11 protein-coding genes are annotated in these 15,393 nt (G+C 69.8%); 4 read left to right on the forward strand and 7 right to left on the reverse strand.

Translation table 11 applies throughout. The features are described from left to right. Both ABZX10_RS07590 and ABZX10_RS07595 read right to left on the reverse strand, forming a co-directional pair. Nucleotides 1–3,691: class I SAM-dependent DNA methyltransferase (locus tag ABZX10_RS07590; protein WP_355536704.1), on the reverse strand; the 3,691-nt coding region annotated here is incomplete at its 3' end. A gap of 2 nt (nt 3,692–3,693) precedes the next feature. Beyond that, the gene (locus ABZX10_RS07595; RefSeq protein WP_355536707.1) at nt 3,694–6,519 is read right to left on the reverse strand and encodes a helicase-related protein; all 2,826 of its coding nucleotides are present in this window, start codon (nt 6,517–6,519) and stop codon (nt 3,694–3,696) included. 218 nt (nt 6,520–6,737) lie between these two features. On the opposite strand from ABZX10_RS07595, the gene ABZX10_RS07600 reads away from it, so the two are divergent. The 3 genes from ABZX10_RS07600 to ABZX10_RS07610 all read left to right on the forward strand — a co-directional run bounded on the left by ABZX10_RS07600 (nt 6,738) and on the right by ABZX10_RS07610 (nt 9,657). Beyond that, the gene (locus tag ABZX10_RS07600) at nt 6,738–7,058 is read left to right on the forward strand and encodes a helix-turn-helix transcriptional regulator (protein ID WP_355536710.1); all 321 of its coding nucleotides are present in this window, start codon (nt 6,738–6,740) and stop codon (nt 7,056–7,058) included. Nucleotides 7,059–7,127: 69 nt separating this feature from the next. Beyond that, entirely contained in the window at nt 7,128–8,444 is a 1,317-nt protein-coding gene (locus ABZX10_RS07605) for a DUF1800 domain-containing protein (protein ID WP_355536713.1), read from the forward strand. Nucleotides 8,445–8,454: 10 nt separating this feature from the next. Continuing rightward, on the forward strand, nt 8,455–9,657 hold the full coding sequence (locus ABZX10_RS07610) for a DUF1501 domain-containing protein (RefSeq protein ID WP_355536716.1): 1,203 nt from the start codon (nt 8,455–8,457) through the stop codon (nt 9,655–9,657). A gap of 55 nt (nt 9,658–9,712) precedes the next feature. Here ABZX10_RS07610 and ABZX10_RS07615 read toward each other — a convergent pair whose 3' ends face one another. Then, complete coding sequence (locus ABZX10_RS07615; RefSeq protein WP_355536718.1) at nt 9,713–10,216, reverse strand: hypothetical protein; 504 nt, start codon at nt 10,214–10,216, stop codon at nt 9,713–9,715. An 80-nt stretch (nt 10,217–10,296) separates the two neighbouring features. On the opposite strand from ABZX10_RS07615, the gene ABZX10_RS07620 reads away from it, so the two are divergent. Further along, the gene (locus ABZX10_RS07620; protein ID WP_355536720.1) at nt 10,297–10,728 is read left to right on the forward strand and encodes a PPOX class F420-dependent oxidoreductase; all 432 of its coding nucleotides are present in this window, start codon (nt 10,297–10,299) and stop codon (nt 10,726–10,728) included. A 4-nt stretch (nt 10,729–10,732) separates the two neighbouring features. Here the strand turns inward: ABZX10_RS07620 and ABZX10_RS07625 are convergent, their stop codons facing one another. The 4 genes from ABZX10_RS07625 to ABZX10_RS07640 form a co-directional block, all read right to left on the reverse strand. Continuing rightward, a complete protein-coding gene (locus tag ABZX10_RS07625) occupies nt 10,733–11,758 on the reverse strand; it encodes an LLM class flavin-dependent oxidoreductase (protein WP_355536723.1) in 1,026 nt (341 codons plus the stop codon). A gap of 66 nt (nt 11,759–11,824) precedes the next feature. Beyond that, nucleotides 11,825–12,865: an LLM class F420-dependent oxidoreductase gene (locus ABZX10_RS07630; RefSeq protein WP_355536726.1), complete on the reverse strand. Its 1,041-nt coding sequence runs from the start codon at nt 12,863–12,865 to the stop codon at nt 11,825–11,827. A 57-nt stretch (nt 12,866–12,922) separates the two neighbouring features. After that, on the reverse strand, nt 12,923–14,662 hold the full coding sequence (gene treZ, locus ABZX10_RS07635; RefSeq protein WP_355536729.1) for a malto-oligosyltrehalose trehalohydrolase: 1,740 nt from the start codon (nt 14,660–14,662) through the stop codon (nt 12,923–12,925). Nucleotides 14,663–14,680: 18 nt separating this feature from the next. Further along, a complete protein-coding gene (locus tag ABZX10_RS07640) occupies nt 14,681–15,358 on the reverse strand; it encodes a hypothetical protein (protein WP_355536732.1) in 678 nt (225 codons plus the stop codon). Between the last annotated feature and the right edge of the window lie 35 nt (nt 15,359–15,393).

The raw sequence follows: 15,393 nt of genomic DNA on the forward strand, positions 1-15,393 counted from the left end.
GTCGGCCGACCCCGAGGTGGGAGCCCTGGAGGATGACCTGATCCCACGATTCAGGCACCCCCCACTCTGCGTCGAAGAACCCCTTCGTTCGGTCGTTCTTCTCGTGCCAGCCGGGTGAGAATTGGAGTCCAAGGGATGAGAACCTTGGAGCTGCGGCCAGCTTCTCCAATACTGCGGCCGTAGACTGGTTGACTGCGTACACCATACGGGTTTGTGAGAGAGGAACCTCGTCCGTCTCGAGTATCGCATGCCATGAACGGAGAGTCTCCTGGGTAGCCAGTACTATCCGTGAAGAGTGGGGCCGGAGATCCCAGTTTCCGTCGAGGTCCTTGATACCTGGCTCGGTTCCTGAACCATCATGTTTGATCGACCGCTCGACGGTGTCCGGGTGGTAGAGCGACGCCGCCTGCAAGAACCTGGGGGCCTGGCGCCCGCCATACACGTTCACGCCGAAGCGCTTCTGGTCCTGAATCTCGAAGAGCTTCAACTCGTTGATGAACTGCCAGTGCCTTCGAAGGCGGCGGTAGGTCTCAGCTCGAAGGCGGCCAGCCCTCTCGTCTGTGAAGTGGGACTCCAGGTGGATGAGACCGACCGAACCTGTCGGTCTGGTGTTTCGCCAAGTAAGTTCCATGAAGCAGCGGTACAGGTCGGGCTGCAGGCCGCTGAGATGCGGGAACAGGCGGGCGTCGCCGAGGAACGCCGCCGTCGCGGCGATGTCGGCGGTGCCGTCCAGTACGAGGTCGGTGATGCCGGGCAGCGCGAGCGTCGCGTCCCGCTTGGCCTTCACCTGCGCCTGCGTCGGCTTGACCGAGAGCTGGAACCACGGGTCGCCCTCGGCGAGTAGGGCGTCGACGTTCGATCGCGGGCGGACCCAAGGCGGGTTTCCGACTTGGAGATCGAAGCCGCCGCGGGCGAAGATGGGGGCGAAGTCCAGCTCCCAGTGGAAAAACCCCTGCCGCTCGGCGACGCGCTCGGCCACCGTGAGCCAGGGGTGCGCTGCGAGCACAGCCTCGACCGGCTTCACCTGCGCGAAAAGGAGATCCGACTCCTCGGCGTCGGTGAGCTCGGACCAGCTGGTCGTCTCGTAGAGGTTGCCCTGACCTGCCTTCTCGCCTCGTGTCTCCTTCACCGGGGTACCGAGCAGGTCGGTGAGTGTGTCGATCCAGTCGTCAAGACTCGGAGGCTCGACGATCACGCCGTCCACGGTGCGGTCACCGTCGGTGAGCGGCCAGAACCAGAGGGCGCACCAGGCGTCCATGATCCGTCGCAGGCGGCGGTAGGCGCCGTTCTGGTCGGCGAGGGACTCCTCGATCTGCTCGCGCGTCACCGCGCCGCCGGTGGGGACGAAGTCGCGGCCCCAGAGTGGGATGTCTCGCCGGATTTCCGATTCCGCGATCTCCAACCGCCGCAGTGCGAAGGCCCAGAGCGTCTCCGTCCGCACAGCGAGGTCGCGGAGGCGGCGCACCTGGGCGGCGGTCGGCTGCTTGCGGAATGTCTTTCGCCACTCCTTGAGCTTCGCGGTGGTCTCCGACGCGAGGTTCTTCGCCTCCTTGGCATCCACCGTCGAACCCCAGCCGGTAGACGGCAAAAGGAAGGTGTGTACCGAGTTGTGCGGGATCGCCTCGCCGAGCACTACATCCACGGGCGTCGCCTCGACATACCCGCGGTCAGTGACCTGGTCCGCGGCGATCACGGTGTGCCGCGCGCCGATGAGGGAGTTGCCGCGGCGCAGGTGCAGGCCGAACCACGGCGCCGCAAGCCCGGGGCCCATCGTGTCGAGCCACAGGGTGATCTCGGCGAATTCGACTGCGGTGGTGTTGAGGTCGACGCCGTAGACGTTGTGCAGCGCGAGATAGGACTTCACGCGCTGCAGCTCGATCGCGTACCGCTCGGGGTCGATGCGCTCGCCCAGCTCATCCTGCCGCCGCTTGAGGTACTGCTCCGCGAGTTGGCGTACGGCCTCGATCGCGAACGCTCCGGACCCCATCGCGGGCTCGCACACCGTGAGCTCGAGGATCTGCTCGGCAGTAGTCGTGGAGTCGTCCTGGTCGAGCAGCTCCTCCAGCGCCTGCCCCACCGTGAAGCGGGTCAACACCTCCGGCGTGTAGTACGACGCCGACTGCTGCCGCTCGCGGCCGGCGAGCCGGAACACGAAGGTTCCGCGCCGATGCACGACCGGCTTGAGCTCGCCGTTCTCATCCGGCGCCTTCACGAAGTCGGAGGGGGAGATCGATGCAATCCGGTCCTCGGGAACCACCCACGAGCCATCCTCGGGGTCACCGTGTTTGGCGACCTCGTACAGGTCCTCCTCGGCGAAGAAGCCGGTGTAGCTCATCAGGCCCTCGTACACGGCGCCCAGCTGGTTGATGCCCAGCTCGGCGTACGAGATGAAGCCACGATCGCGGCCGCGGGCCTCCTTGCTCAGCAGCAGGTGCCGGAGCACGCGCTGCAGCTCCGCATCGCCCAGCTTCACCTCCGCGATGAGTGAGATCGCCTCGGGCCGGAACAGATCCGCGCGCAGCGCGCCGAACGTGAGCCCCTCCTCGTAGGCGGCGTCGTTCGCCGAGACGCCACCGTCATGGCCCTGATCTACCCGCTCGAACAGCACCGCCAGCGAATCGTAGAAATGCGTCTTCGACTGCGCGCTCAGGTTGGTGATCTCGACGGGCAGCAGCTCGCGGAGCCGGTCGAGGCTGTAGCCCTGCTCATACGCGGGAACGCCGGTGGGGAGCACGCCCAGCTCGGCGGTCGCCTCGGCGTACAGCAGGAACAGCACGCGGTAGAGGAAGCGCAGCGACTGCCCGGCGAGCGCCTGCGCCTGATCGGCCGGGAGCGGCGGGAGTCCCTGCGCCGCACGGCGGCTGACGACCTCGTTCGCGACAATCTCGATCGACAGCCGCACGCCCTCGCGCAGGTCCTTGGACACGCCCACGGTGTGCTTGACCGACTCGTCGAGCACCGTCGACCACCAGATGTCACCGTCGGCGTCCGGGGCGAGGGAGTCGGCGTCGAGACACGTGAGGGCCCGGTCGATCTCGCCACCGCGCCCCGCGTCGTTCCGCTCTCCGACCAACTGCAGGTCGACGGCGAGGTAGCGGCCCTCGAGCCACCGCTCGCGTTCGGTGACGAGCGCGATGCCGCCGGCGAGCACGAGGGCGAAGCGCGGGCCGTCGTCATCCACGAACAGGGTGGACAGCAGGGCGGCGACGGAGACGATCGGCTCGGCATCGTCGCGGTGGTACACGCGCAGCAGGGTCTTCTCGTGCTTGGCCAGTAGGTCTTCGAGCTTCAGGCCGCCGGCGGCCTCCACGACGACGAACGGTGCCGGACCCGTCAGCCCGCGGGTGCGGAACTCAAGGACCGGTCCGGGTTCGGTGTCCGAGCCGCCGACGCGTTCGACGTCCCAGCGCACGGCGTTGTCGAAGCCGAGGATCGCCCGCAGCTCCGCGTACAGCGGGTCGAGAGTGTCGGCGTCGGCGCTCTCGGCGAGCCCGCTGAGGGCGCGACCCAGCTGGTTCCGGGACTCGGTGAAGCGGCTGCGAGTAGTGGGGGTGCCGTCCGCCCGCGCGGCCTCCCACTGCTTGCGGCGCCCCAGCGCCTTCGCCTGGAACGACTGCGACGTGGCGTCGGTGGTGAAGTAGTGCTCGCTGAGGAACTCGTCGCCGACGATCAGCGCGTCCGAGACGGGCATGCTCAGCTCTCCGATCCGAGGGGTAGGACGACGATCAGGGGACGGATCAGGCGGCGCGCGGGATTCATCGCGACCGCGAGCTCTTGCTCCTCGGTGATCCGCTTGCTCTGCTCGGCCAGCTCGGAGCGCCTGATCAGCGTTCCGGCTTCTTCCTGCCACCGGTGGGAGCGCCGCATCCATGCATCGATCCGCGCGGCGGTCTCGCGGCGGATGGCCTCGGCCTGTTGCTCGGCGTTCGCGTCGGCGGCGCGCACCGCGGCCGCCACGAGGGGCTGCAGCGACTGGGCATCGGTGACGTCGCAGGTGTTGACGTCGCCGAGCTGCAGCTCCGCGACGGCCTCGTGGGCGGTCGCGTGCGGCATCGCGAGCGATGCGCTCGGCTCGTCGACGTCGGGGAAGGCCACCGTGTAGTAGCCGGCCGCGACCACCTGCCCGCGGTCGTTGGTCTGCGTGACCTGGACGAGCACCGTCGGGAACAGGACCGCGCCGCGCACCGCGTAGATCTGCGCGCGGCCCAGCTCGGCGAGCGCGCGGTCGGCGGCCCAGTCGAGGATGGGGTGCAGCGGCGCGAGGTAGTGCGCTTCCGGCCAGGTCGAGGTGGAGGCGCCGGAGCGGGCCTGCGTCAGCTCCTCCTCGCCGCGGGCGGCGGTGTACGCGAGCTTGTACGTCTCGGTGACGCGGCGGGCGGTGAGGTAGTCCTGCGGGAGCACCTTGAGGCGCTGCGTCAGGTCCTTCGGTGGAGTGAGACTGGCGATCGAGTACTGCTTGTGGACGGTCCAATCCACGCCGTTGGGCGGCGCCAGCTGCGGTGTCTTGAGGAACTCGAGCAGCGCGTCGGCGAGGAACGCGAAGTCCGACTCGTACACGCCCGGGGAGGCGGTATCGACGGCCGTCTCGGGGAGCGTGTCATCGTCGTCCTGGTCGATCGTGCCCAGCGCCAGGCCGGCGAAGAAGGCGTCGAGGCCGCCACCGTCGGTGACCTGATCGACTGTCTTGACCACCGTGTCCAGCTCCTGCTGGCCAGCGAGCACTGCGATGATCGACTCCTCCTGGGCCTTCACGTCGTAGGTGCCCATGAGCGACGAGGCGTCGCCGAGCGCCTTGTGCGCCTCGTGCTCGCGTTCGACGAGGCGGGTGAGGACGCGGATGTCGCCCGCGAAGTGCTCCGTGGACGGGGTGAGCAGCAGCGTGGTGATCTGCGGGCGGTGCTTCTGCCCGTAGCGGTCGATGCGGCCGTTACGCTGCTCGATCCGGATCAGGCTCCACGGGATGTCGTAGTGGATCAGGTTGTGGCACTGCGAGTGCAGGTTCACGCCTTCAGACGCCACGTCGCCCGTGACGAGGATGCGGATGGGTGACGACTCGAGCTTGAACGATTCGACGATGTCCGTCTGCTCGGTGTCACTGAGCCCGCCGTGCAGCACCGTGACCGGTGCGAGCGCATCTCCGCGGGAGGGCTTCAGCTTCAGGTCCGCGGCCAGTGCCTCGGCGAGGGCCGTCAGGGTGGCCACGCGCTCGGCAAAGATCACCACGCGGGTATCGCTGCCGGGCCCGACGCCGATTTCTCGCAGCAGCTTCGCGAGTGCCTCGTACTTGGCGGACTCCCGGGTGGGGACCGCCTCGGTGAGCTCGGCGAGGACGTCGAGGGCGCGCCGTTCCTTCTCCGCCGCGGCGGAGGTGTCGAGCCGGCGCCGCCGCTCGCGGATCGTCTGCATCAGGGCGGCAGGGGAGGAGAGGAACGCCTTCGCGAGCGTCCACGGGAACAGCGAGGAGGTCCTGCCGGAGTAGGGGGAGGCACCGTCGGACGGCCAGAGCCAGACGTCCTCGAGTTCCCGGGCGATCGCGTCCTCGGCCGGGGTGGCCGGCACCGTCACATTGCGGGGCGGCTGTCGCTCGGCCCAGTCGGCCCCGACCTCACTCGCCACGTCCGGGTGATGGCGGTGGCGGCGGATGACGAGCTTGCGGACCTCGTCGAGATCGGGCTCGCCATCGGGGGAGACGGCGGTGGGGTCGAGCATGCGGACCAGCTCGGCAAAGGACTCCGCGCGGCCGTTGTGCGGGGTCGCGGAGGCGAGGATCAGCGCATCGGTGCGTGCCGACAACAGGCGCGCGAGCCGGTTGTTCTGCGACGCGGTGTTGGTGACGTTGTGCGACTCGTCGATGACCACGGCGTCCCAGCGCTGCTTCTGCAGGTTCGCGATGTAGCGATCGCTCTTGAGCGTGTCGATCGAAATGATGACGCGCTTGTAGTAAGTGAACGGGTTGCGGCTGGCGGGCAGGACCTGCCTGATCCGCTGAATGCCGGCCGAGTCCAGCCGGACGAAGGGCAGTGCGAACCGGGTCCACAGCTCCATCTGCATCTGCTCGAGCACGTGCTTCGGCGTGACGATGAGGATGCGCTCACCACGCCCGCGCCGAACGAGCTCGGACAGGATCATGCCGATCTCGATCGTCTTGCCCAGACCGACGGAGTCCGCGAGGAGGATCCGCGGCCGCAGCTTGTCCGGATCGAGCGCCTTGGCGACGGCCTTCACCTGGTAGTCGAGCGGCTTCGCGAGCCCGCTCTTCGCCGTGGCGAAGCCCGGATCGGTGACGGCGATCGGGGTCTTGCGGAACATCGACTCCAGCCACAGGCGGCTGAGCCGGAACCGTTCGGACATATCGGGGACGACGGCGACGGCGGTCGGGTCGACCTCCTCGATCTCATCGAGCGCCGTGGAGAACACCGCAGTGGTGTCGCGCACCAGCTCTGACAGACCCGTGACGTGGACGAAGCAGCCGTCAGCAGTGGGCTCGACTGAGGTGACCAGCCACTCCTGATCGCGCACGACGACGACTGACCCCGGTGCACACGAGAACGCGCGCGGCCCGGCGCTTCCGCCGGTACCGACACCGTCGTGCTCGATCACGCTCATCCTGCCCGTGCCCCCATAGTCCACCGGGTAAACCCCGTGCGATGAACCTAACAACCGGGGCTGACAGATTTGCGCGATGGTGGGGTTTACCTCGGTGGTACGGCGATTGCGCCGTCGGAAGTGTGGAGCGGGTGCCTGCCTCGCCGATCGAGATGCACCTGGCGAAGCAGCTGGGGCTGCGCCTGCGGCGTCTGCGCGAGGATCGGGGCTACACGCAGGAGTCGATGGCCGCGAAGACAGGGATCGACCCCAAGACCTATCAGGGCTACGAGAACGGCGTCGGCGACTACAAGTCGGGACGGCCCTTCAATCCCAAGCTGAACACGTTGATGGCGATCGCCTCCGGGCTCGAGCTCACGACCCCGGCGCTGATGATGGTGCTGTTCGACGCGGACGGAGCGCAGGAGACTACCGCGCCTCGGGTTGCGGGTGGATCGGACTTGTCGACCTGAACCGGTCGCCAGCTGTGGGTTCCCTGCTGATATCGGCGTGACCAGCGCCGATGCTCCTACGCTGAACGCATGGGCAACCAATCCGCCGAGTGGCTGCAGCGTGCGCGGGTGTTGCGCCGCATGGGCTTCGGCGCCACCGGGACGGAGGTGGACGCCACCGTCGGGACGGCGATACCGGACCTGGTGGCGACGCGGTTGGACAGTACGCCGGAGCCGTCCACGGCGCCCGCGGCCGCCTACCTCGCCGCCCCGGGCAAGACGGCGTCGACTGCCGAGCGGAAGGCGTACCAGCAGAAGCTGTCCGCGCAGCAGACCGAGCTGAGCAGGTGGTGGCTCCAGCGCATGGTCACCGCGCGCGAGCCGGTGCACGAGCGCCTCGCGCTGACCTGGCACAACCACTTCGCGACGTCGGCGGTCAAGGTGCGGCAGGCGCAGTCCATGGCGCGGCAGAACGCGGCGCTGCGGGCGGGCTCGCTCGGCGACTTCCGGGCGCTCGCACTCACGATGCTCACCGACCCGGCGATGCTCTACTGGCTCGACGCGCAGCAGAACACCAAGAAGGGCGCGAACGAGAACCTGGCGCGGGAGTTCATGGAGCTCTTCGCCCTCGGCCACGGCAACGGCTACACCGAGGACGATGTCAAACAGGGCGCCCGCGCGCTCACCGGCTGGACGCTCGACAACACCGGCGCCGCGAAGTTCGTGCCCGCCCGGCACGACGCCGGGGAGAAGACGGTGCTCGGCATGAAGGGCCCGCTCGACGTCACCGGGTTCTGCGATGCCGTCCTGGCGCACCCGAAGTCACCGTCGTACATCGCGACGCGACTGTGGCACGGCCTCGCCTCCGACACCCCGCCCAGCGACGCCGCGCTCCCCCGCCTGACCACGGCCTACGGCGCCCGCCGCGACTTGAAGGCGCTGACCACCGCCATCTGGACCGATCCCGAGTTCCTGGGCGGCCGCGCGAGCGTGGTCAGCGGTCCGGTCGAATGGCTGGTCGGGGCGCTGCGCGCCCTCCGGATCACCCCCGCGGACACGGGCAAGAAGGGCTCGCCGGCCACCGTCGACGGTGCCCTGGCCCTACTGACCACACTCGGGCAGCGTCCGTTCTTCCCGCCCGACGTGGGCGGATGGCCCAGCGGCCTCGGGTGGGCCTCGACGGCGGCGGTCTCGGCCCGGCTCTCGGCGGCGACGGCGCTGACCGCAGCGGGGAACATCGCCACCGTCGAGCAGGCGGCCCGCACGGACCGCATCGACGCCGCGGGTCACCTGCTGGGGGTCGGTGCGTGGTCGGACGTGAGCGCCGGCGCCCTGCGGCCGTTCGCCGGCGAACCGAAGAGGCTGGTGGCCGTCGCCCTCCTCACCCCCGAGTACCTCACCTCGTGAAAGGTTTCGCATGGTGCAGCTGACGCGACGTTCACTGCTCGTGTCCGGGGCCGGTGTGGCCGCGGTCGGCGGGCTGGCCGCGTCCGGGGTGCTGACCTGGGAGGAGCTGCACCGCCGGGCGGGGGAGCGCGCGCCGGACGCCGGGACGGGCACCGTCGTCCTCGTGACCCTGTACGGCGGGAACGACGGCCTGTCCACCCTCGTGCCGTACGCGGACCCCGCGTACCACGACGCCCGCCCCGACCTCGCCTTCACCGCGGACCAGGTACAGCGGCTCGACGATCGGTACGGCCTCAATCCGGAGATGAAGGGCCTCGCCGGGCTGTTCCACGCGAACAAGCTCGCGATCGTGCGCGGCGTCGGCTACCCGAAGCCCGACCGGTCCCACTTCCGGTCGATGGACATCTGGCAGACCGCCTCCCCGTCGGAACCGGTGCCGACAGGGTGGATCGGGCGATGGCTCGATTCCACGGGTGACGATCCGGTGCGCGCCCTGAACATCGGGGCGACGGTGCCGGCCCTCGCGGTCGGCGCGAAGACCTCCGCCGCGGCGCTGTCGCTGGCCGGGATTCCGAAGACCTCCCTGGCCGCGTCGGCGAAGGCGCTGGGGGCGGCCGATCACGCGGACACGCCCGCGATGGCGACCGTCCGGACTTCGTACCGCTCGGCGCAGATCGTGGGCGCCACGTTCGCGGGTCCGGCCGGGGAGAAGGACGACGGTGCCGCCGATCGGACGAATCCGCTCGCGCGCCAGCTCGACCTGGTCGCGCGGTGCATCCTGGCGGGCGTGCCGACCCGGATCTACTCCGTCTCGCTCGGCGGTTTCGACACCCACTCAGCGGAGCGCGATACGCAGCACCGGCTGCTCGGCGCGGTGGACACCGCGCTCACGGCCTTCCACCAGCGAATGCAGGCGGATCCGCGGGGGCGCGGCACCGTCGTGATGATGTACACGGAGTTCGGCCGCCGGGTGCACGCCAATGCGTCCGAGGGCACCGACCACGGCACCGCCGGCCCCGTGTTCGTGCTGGGCGACACGGTGCGCGGCGGCTTCCACGGCGACGAGCCGAGCCTGACGGATCTGGATCAGGGCGACCTGAAGTACACCGTCGACTTCCGCGACGTCTATCACGAGCTGCTGTCGAAGGGTATCGGCGCCGACCCGACGCCCTCGGTGGGCGCGGGTCGGCGCGACGTGGGGTTCCTCGCCTGAAGTTCGACGGTGCGCGGTCGGGGCCCGCGGACCGCCGGGCCGGGCGTGGGATCGATCAGCCGACCGCGCCCACCGGCTGCTGGTCCCGGTGCGCGGCGACGCGCTGCTGGAGGAACCACTGCTGGGCGAAGAGGGTGACGCCGATGAACAGCATCGTGGTGACGCCGGCGAAGCCGTGGCCGGTGTGGTCGCCCATCGCGGCGGGAACGACGACGTCGACGGCCACGTGCAACGCGATCGCGACGATCCACAGCCCGATCGTGGCCGGCGTTCCCTGACGGAGGTAGGCACCGTCGGGCCCGGGGAAGACCTTCGTGGTCAGGGCCCGCGGGTAGGCGAGTGCGACGGCGATCACCAGGCCCAGCACGGCGGCCACCACGTGCCCGGCCCCGACCTCGCCGCCGGACGAGACGTATTGCACCGTCTGGACCAGTCCGAGGATCGCGAGCACGGCGGCGATCCGCGAGGTCTTCTCCTTGAGAGGCCGGGCCTGCACCTGGCGGTAGAAGATCCAGCCGATGACGAGGACGGCGATGACGGCGGTGGTCGCTGAGTTCATACCGCAGACTCTTCCGCGATCAGCGCGGAACCGGATCGACCGACGGGTGGAGATCCGGGTGGAGACGTAGCCTCGACCTCATGCAGATCACGCAGTCCCTGACGCAGGCCGTCGTCGAGTTCCTCTCCACCGGAACCCGGACGGGGCACCTCGCCTACCGCGCGAGCGACGGGCGCCCGCTCACCACGCCGGTCTGGTTCGTCATCGACGACGGTGCGCTCGTCTTCGCCACGGGACGGGACACGCCGAAGGGGCGGCTGCTGGCCCAGGATCCCAGGGTCGCGGTGTCGGTCGACCTGCAGGAGCCGCCGTACGCCTTCGCACAGGTGCAGGGCGTCGCCGAGTTCGTCGACGATCCCGACTATCTGCTCACGATCTGCACGGCCTGCGGCGTCCGGTACATGGGCGCCGAGCGCGGCCAGGAGTTCGGGCAGCGCAACGCCGTTCCTGAGGAGGTGGTGGTGCGGGTCCGCCCGACCCGGGTGCTGTTCAACGGCGATGTCACCGCGTAGGGGCTCAGCCCAGCTGGTCGACGGCACCCTTGATCAGCTCGAGGCTGCGCTTGCGCTCCTCGATCCCCGGGATCATGCCGGAGATCATGAGTTCCTGCGGCTGCGTGCGCGCCAGCAGCTCTCGCAACTCGTCCCGGACGGTGTCCTGCGAGCCGACGATCCACGCCGATGTCGACGGCGCGATGAGGTGCTCCTGCTCGGCCGTCAGCGGGTTCGCGGCGGCCTCGTCGAACGTCGGGAGGCGGCGGGGATTGCCGGTGCGGGCGGCGAGCATGCCCACCTTTCCCGGTCCGGCGATCCGCTGCGCCTCCTCGTCGGTGTCGGCGGCGATGACCGTCACGGTCAGCATCGCGTACGGATCGGCGATGTCGCCGGGCCGGAAGTTCTCGCGGTACTCGGCGAGCGCGGGCAGCGTGGCCTGCGGTGCGAAATGGCGGGCGAAGGCGAAAGGAACGCCGAGCAGGCCCGCGAGTTTCGCGCTGAAGGTCGACGAGCCGAGCAGCCAGATGCCCACCTGGGCGCCGAGGCCGGGCACCGCGGTGATCGCGGCGTACGGGTGATCGGCCGGGAAGTCGTCGTTCAGGAACGCGCGCAGGTGCGCGAGTGCCTGGGGGAAGTCGTCGACGGACTCGCTGACCCTGCCGCCGCGCAGCGCGTGTGCGGTCAGCTGGTCGGTGCCGGGAGCGCGACCGATTCCGAGGTCGATCCGCCCGGGGTAGAGCGCGTCGAGGGTGCCGAACTGCTCGGCCACGACGAGCGGCTGGTGGTTGGGCAACATCACGCCGCCCGACCCGACGTGGATGGTCTCGGTGGCGGCGGCGATCTGCCCGATCAGGACGGCGGGAGCCGAGCTGGCGATGCCGGGCATCGAGTGGTGCTCGGCGACCCAGACGCGTTCGTACCCGAGGCGTTCCGCCTCCTGCGCCGTCGCGATCGTGCCGCGGAGGGCGTCGCCGAAGGAGGCACCGTCGACGACGGGAGCGAGCTCGAGGAGGGACAGGCTGGGGCGGGGGAAGGAAGCTTCGGTCACGGAAGAGACAACCGGGGGCGGCCCGGAAATCTTCCCGGACCGCCCCTTATCGGACTGTGTCGGACGCTACAGGAGCCCGCGCAGCAGCTCGACCTGCTGCACGCGACCCGCCGCGTCCTCCGCGATCGGCGCCACGTTGAGCACGGTGGCGCCGGCCTCCTCGAACGCCGCGATCCGTTCCTTGACGAAGCCCTTCGGGCCGATCAGGGACACATTGCGTGCGAGCTCGTCGGGCACGGCCTCGGCTGCGGCGGCCTTCTCGCCCGCGAGGTAGAGCTCCTGGATCCGGTCCGCCTCGGCGCCGTAGCCGTAATTGGTGGCGAGCGTGTGGTAGAAGTTCTTGCCCTTGGCGCCCATGCCGCCGATGTACAGCGCGAGGTGGGGCTTGACGAAGCCGAGCAGGTGATCGACGTTCTCGCCGATCGCGAGTGCCGGGCCGGCGTACACGTCGAGCTCGCCGAGCGCGGGATCGCGCTTGGCCTTGCCCTCCGCCACGGCATCGCCCCACACGTCCTTGGCCTTCTCGGGCAGGAAGAAGATCGGCTGCCAGCCCTCGGCGACCTCGGCGGCCAGCGCCACGTTCTTCTGCCCCAGGGCGGCAAGCAGGACCGGGATACGATCGCGGACAGGGTGGTTGATGAGCTTGAGCGGCTTGCCGAGGCCGGTGCCGCCGTCCTCCCTGGTCAACGGCATCGTGTAGTACTTGCCGCGGTGCTCGAGCCGCTCGCGGCTCCAGACCTTGCGGCAGATCTCGATGATCTCGCGGGTGCGGCCGATCGGGGCGTCGTACTTCACGCCGTGGAAGCCCTCGATCACCTGCGGGCCGGACGCGCCGAGTCCGAGGATGAACCTGCCGTCGGAGACGTTGTCGAGTCCGGCAGCGGTCATCGCGGTCAGGGTGGGCGTGCGGGTGTAGATCTGCAGGATGCCGGACGCGAGCTTGATGTGCTCGGTCTTCGCGGCGAGGTAGCCGAGCGCGCTGACGGCGTCGAACGAGTACGCCTCGGGGACGAAGACGATGTCCAGCCCCGCCCGCTCCAGGTCGAGGACCTCGTCGGCCGTGGCCTTGAACCCGTCCGTGTAGTTGATGCCCAATCCGATTCGCATACGGGAAAGGTTCTCACAAAGCGATCGCTTAGCGACAGGGTGGCGGGAAAAGTGACCTCATACCGCGCGGCGGAGGACCACGAAGGATTCGCCCGGCACGGTCGTCGCGTCTCCCCGGACCGACGGTGCCGCCCACTCCAGGACGGGGGTACCGCCGAACGGCGCCGTGACGGCAGCGCCGGAGACGTTGACGATCAGCGTGAGGTCGCCGCGGTGCACCGCGAACCACGTGGCCTCCCCGGGATGGTCGATCGTGACGGACCGGAGGTCGTCGACGGTGAGCGCCGGGTCGCGGCGGAGCGCGATCAGCGCGCGGTACACGTTCAGTAGCCGCGCGTTCTCGGGGCGTTCGCGCTCGGTCCAGTCCAGGCGGGACGCCACGAAGGTGTCCGGGTCCTGCGGGTCGGGCACCTCGCCCGGCGGCCAGCCGTGTTCGGCGAACTCGGCCTTGCGGCCCTCGACCGTGGCGCGGGCCAGCTCCGGCTCGGGGTGGCTGGTGAAGAACCGGAAGGGCGTGCGCGCGCCCCACTCCTCGCCCATGAAGAGCATCGGCGTGAAGGCGGAGAACAGGACCAGTGCGGCCTTGATCGCGAGCCGTCCGGGGGACAGGTACTCGGACGGGCGGTCGCCCCGGGCCCGGTTACCCACCTGGTCGTGCGTGCAGGTGTACGCCAGGAGCTGCGACGGTGCCACCGCCGCCGGGTCGATCCGCTCACCGTGCACCCGCCCGCGGAAGGAGCTGAAGGTGCCGGCGTGGAAGAAGCCCTCGGTGAGCACCGTTGCCAGGCATTCCGGGCTGCCGAAGTCGGCGTAGTAGCCCTGCCGTTCGCCGGAGACGAAGGCGTGGATCGCGTGGTGCACGTCGTCGTTCCACTGCGCCGCGAGCCCGTACCCGCCGTGGTCCGCGGGGGTGACCAGGCGCGGATCGTTGAGATCGGATTCCGCGACCAGCGCCAGCGGCCTCCCGAGCTCGGCGGACAGGTCGGCGGCCAGGGCGGCGGCGTCCTGGAGAAGGTGGCGGCCCGAACGGTCGACGAGGGCGTGGACCGCGTCGAGCCGGAGCCCGTCGACCCCGTAGCGGCGCAGCCACCACGCGATGTCGTCGAGGATGAAGCGCCGCACCTCGGCACTGTCCTCGCCGTCGAGGTTGATCGTCCGGCCCCAGGTGTTGGCGCCGTCCGTCTCATACGGGCCGAACCGCCCGAGGTAGTTGCCGGACGGGCCGAGGTGGTTGTACACCACGTCGAGCAGCACGCCCAGCCCCAGCCGGTGCGCGGCGGCGACGAACCGCTCCAGGCCCGCCGGCCCGCCGTAGGGCTCGTGCACGGCGTACCAACCGACACCGTCGTAGCCCCAGCCGTGCGTGCCGTTGAAGGCGTTGACCGGCATGACCTGGACGAAGCCGACGCCCAGCTCCACGAGATACGGGAGCCGCTCGACGGCGGCATCGAAGGTGCCCTCGGTGGTGAACGCGCCGATGTGCAGCTCGTACACGAGCGCGCCGGCGAGTTCGCGGCCCGCCCAGCGCGGCGGCGCGACTTCCGGGATCAGCGCCGACGGTGCGTGCACCCCGTCCGGCTGGCGCGGCGATCGCGGATCGGGGAGGACCGTGTCGTCATCGCCGAGCAGGTAGCCGTACCGCGCGCCCTCCCGGGCCGGTACCGATGTGCGCCACCAACCGCCGCGGTCCGCGCGCATCGGGTGCACCGCGCCGTCGAGCCAGAGACGCACCCGATCCGGGCGCGGCGCCCACACCTCGAACCGATGATCGGCGACAGAAGCGGGCGGCATGGACATCGGTGAAGAACGATAGCGTCAATGCAGTGCCTCCCACTCCGGGGTGCGTGCGTGGTGCAGCGCCAGCGCTGCCACCGCCGACTCGACGGACTCGTGGCGACCACCGGAGATGCACCCGACGGACCGGAACTCGTGCTGGTCCAGCAGACGGAACCGCCACACCTCGTCGAGTGAATCGGCACAGATGTGGGTGGTGAGCGTGACCACCGAGGGCGCGCCGAGGCAGGCGTTGCCGTCCTCCGCGAAGAACTCCCCGAACGTGCGCTCCCCGAGCCGGACGTACAGCGTGTCACCCATCGGGACCTCGCTGAGCACCGACCGCGCCCCGTCCAGCACCAGCCTGTCGTAGATGTCCGCCGTGAGTTCCCAGGCGGTGGCCATGCCGGCGCAGCGGATGAGGAGGTGCGCCACCTCCTCCGGATCCTCCAGGAGCCCGAGGATCGAGTTGCGGCCCTCACGTAGCGCCCGCACCTCGATCGCGCCGCCGGGCAGGGATTGGGCCGTGAGCCGCGACGTGGCGACCGTCATCACCAGGCGGCCCGTGGGAAGCAGATCCGCGGGGAGGCCGTGTTCTCGGAGCGATTCCGCCACGCGCGCCAGTGACGAGGCACGGATCCGCGCGCCGCTGACGCCGGCGCGCGCTGTGGCGGACTGGGCGAGTGCCGTCCGAAGCGGCCGCGGGGTTTCGCTGTTCATGTCCACGAGTGTGCGCGGACCCACTGACAAGTTTT

The sequence above is a fragment of the Tsukamurella sp. NPDC003166 genome (assembly GCF_040611135.1).
Taxonomy (GTDB): domain Bacteria; phylum Actinomycetota; class Actinomycetes; order Mycobacteriales; family Mycobacteriaceae; genus Tsukamurella.

What these genes read in the sequence shown, in the direction of transcription:
- treZ (WP_355536729.1), bottom strand. Translation starts at nt 14,662, where the DNA reads ATGTCCATGCCGCCCGCTTCTGTCGCCGATCATCGGTTCGAGGTGTGG.
- ABZX10_RS07640 (WP_355536732.1), bottom strand. Translation starts at nt 15,358, where the DNA reads ATGAACAGCGAAACCCCGCGGCCGCTTCGGACGGCACTCGCCCAGTCC.
- ABZX10_RS07605 (WP_355536713.1), top strand. Translation starts at nt 7,128, where the DNA reads ATGGGCAACCAATCCGCCGAGTGGCTGCAGCGTGCGCGGGTGTTGCGC.
- ABZX10_RS07615 (WP_355536718.1), bottom strand. Translation starts at nt 10,216, where the DNA reads ATGAACTCAGCGACCACCGCCGTCATCGCCGTCCTCGTCATCGGCTGG.
- ABZX10_RS07620 (WP_355536720.1), top strand. Translation starts at nt 10,297, where the DNA reads ATGCAGATCACGCAGTCCCTGACGCAGGCCGTCGTCGAGTTCCTCTCC.
- ABZX10_RS07630 (WP_355536726.1), bottom strand. Translation starts at nt 12,865, where the DNA reads ATGCGAATCGGATTGGGCATCAACTACACGGACGGGTTCAAGGCCACG.
- ABZX10_RS07610 (WP_355536716.1), top strand. Translation starts at nt 8,455, where the DNA reads ATGGTGCAGCTGACGCGACGTTCACTGCTCGTGTCCGGGGCCGGTGTG.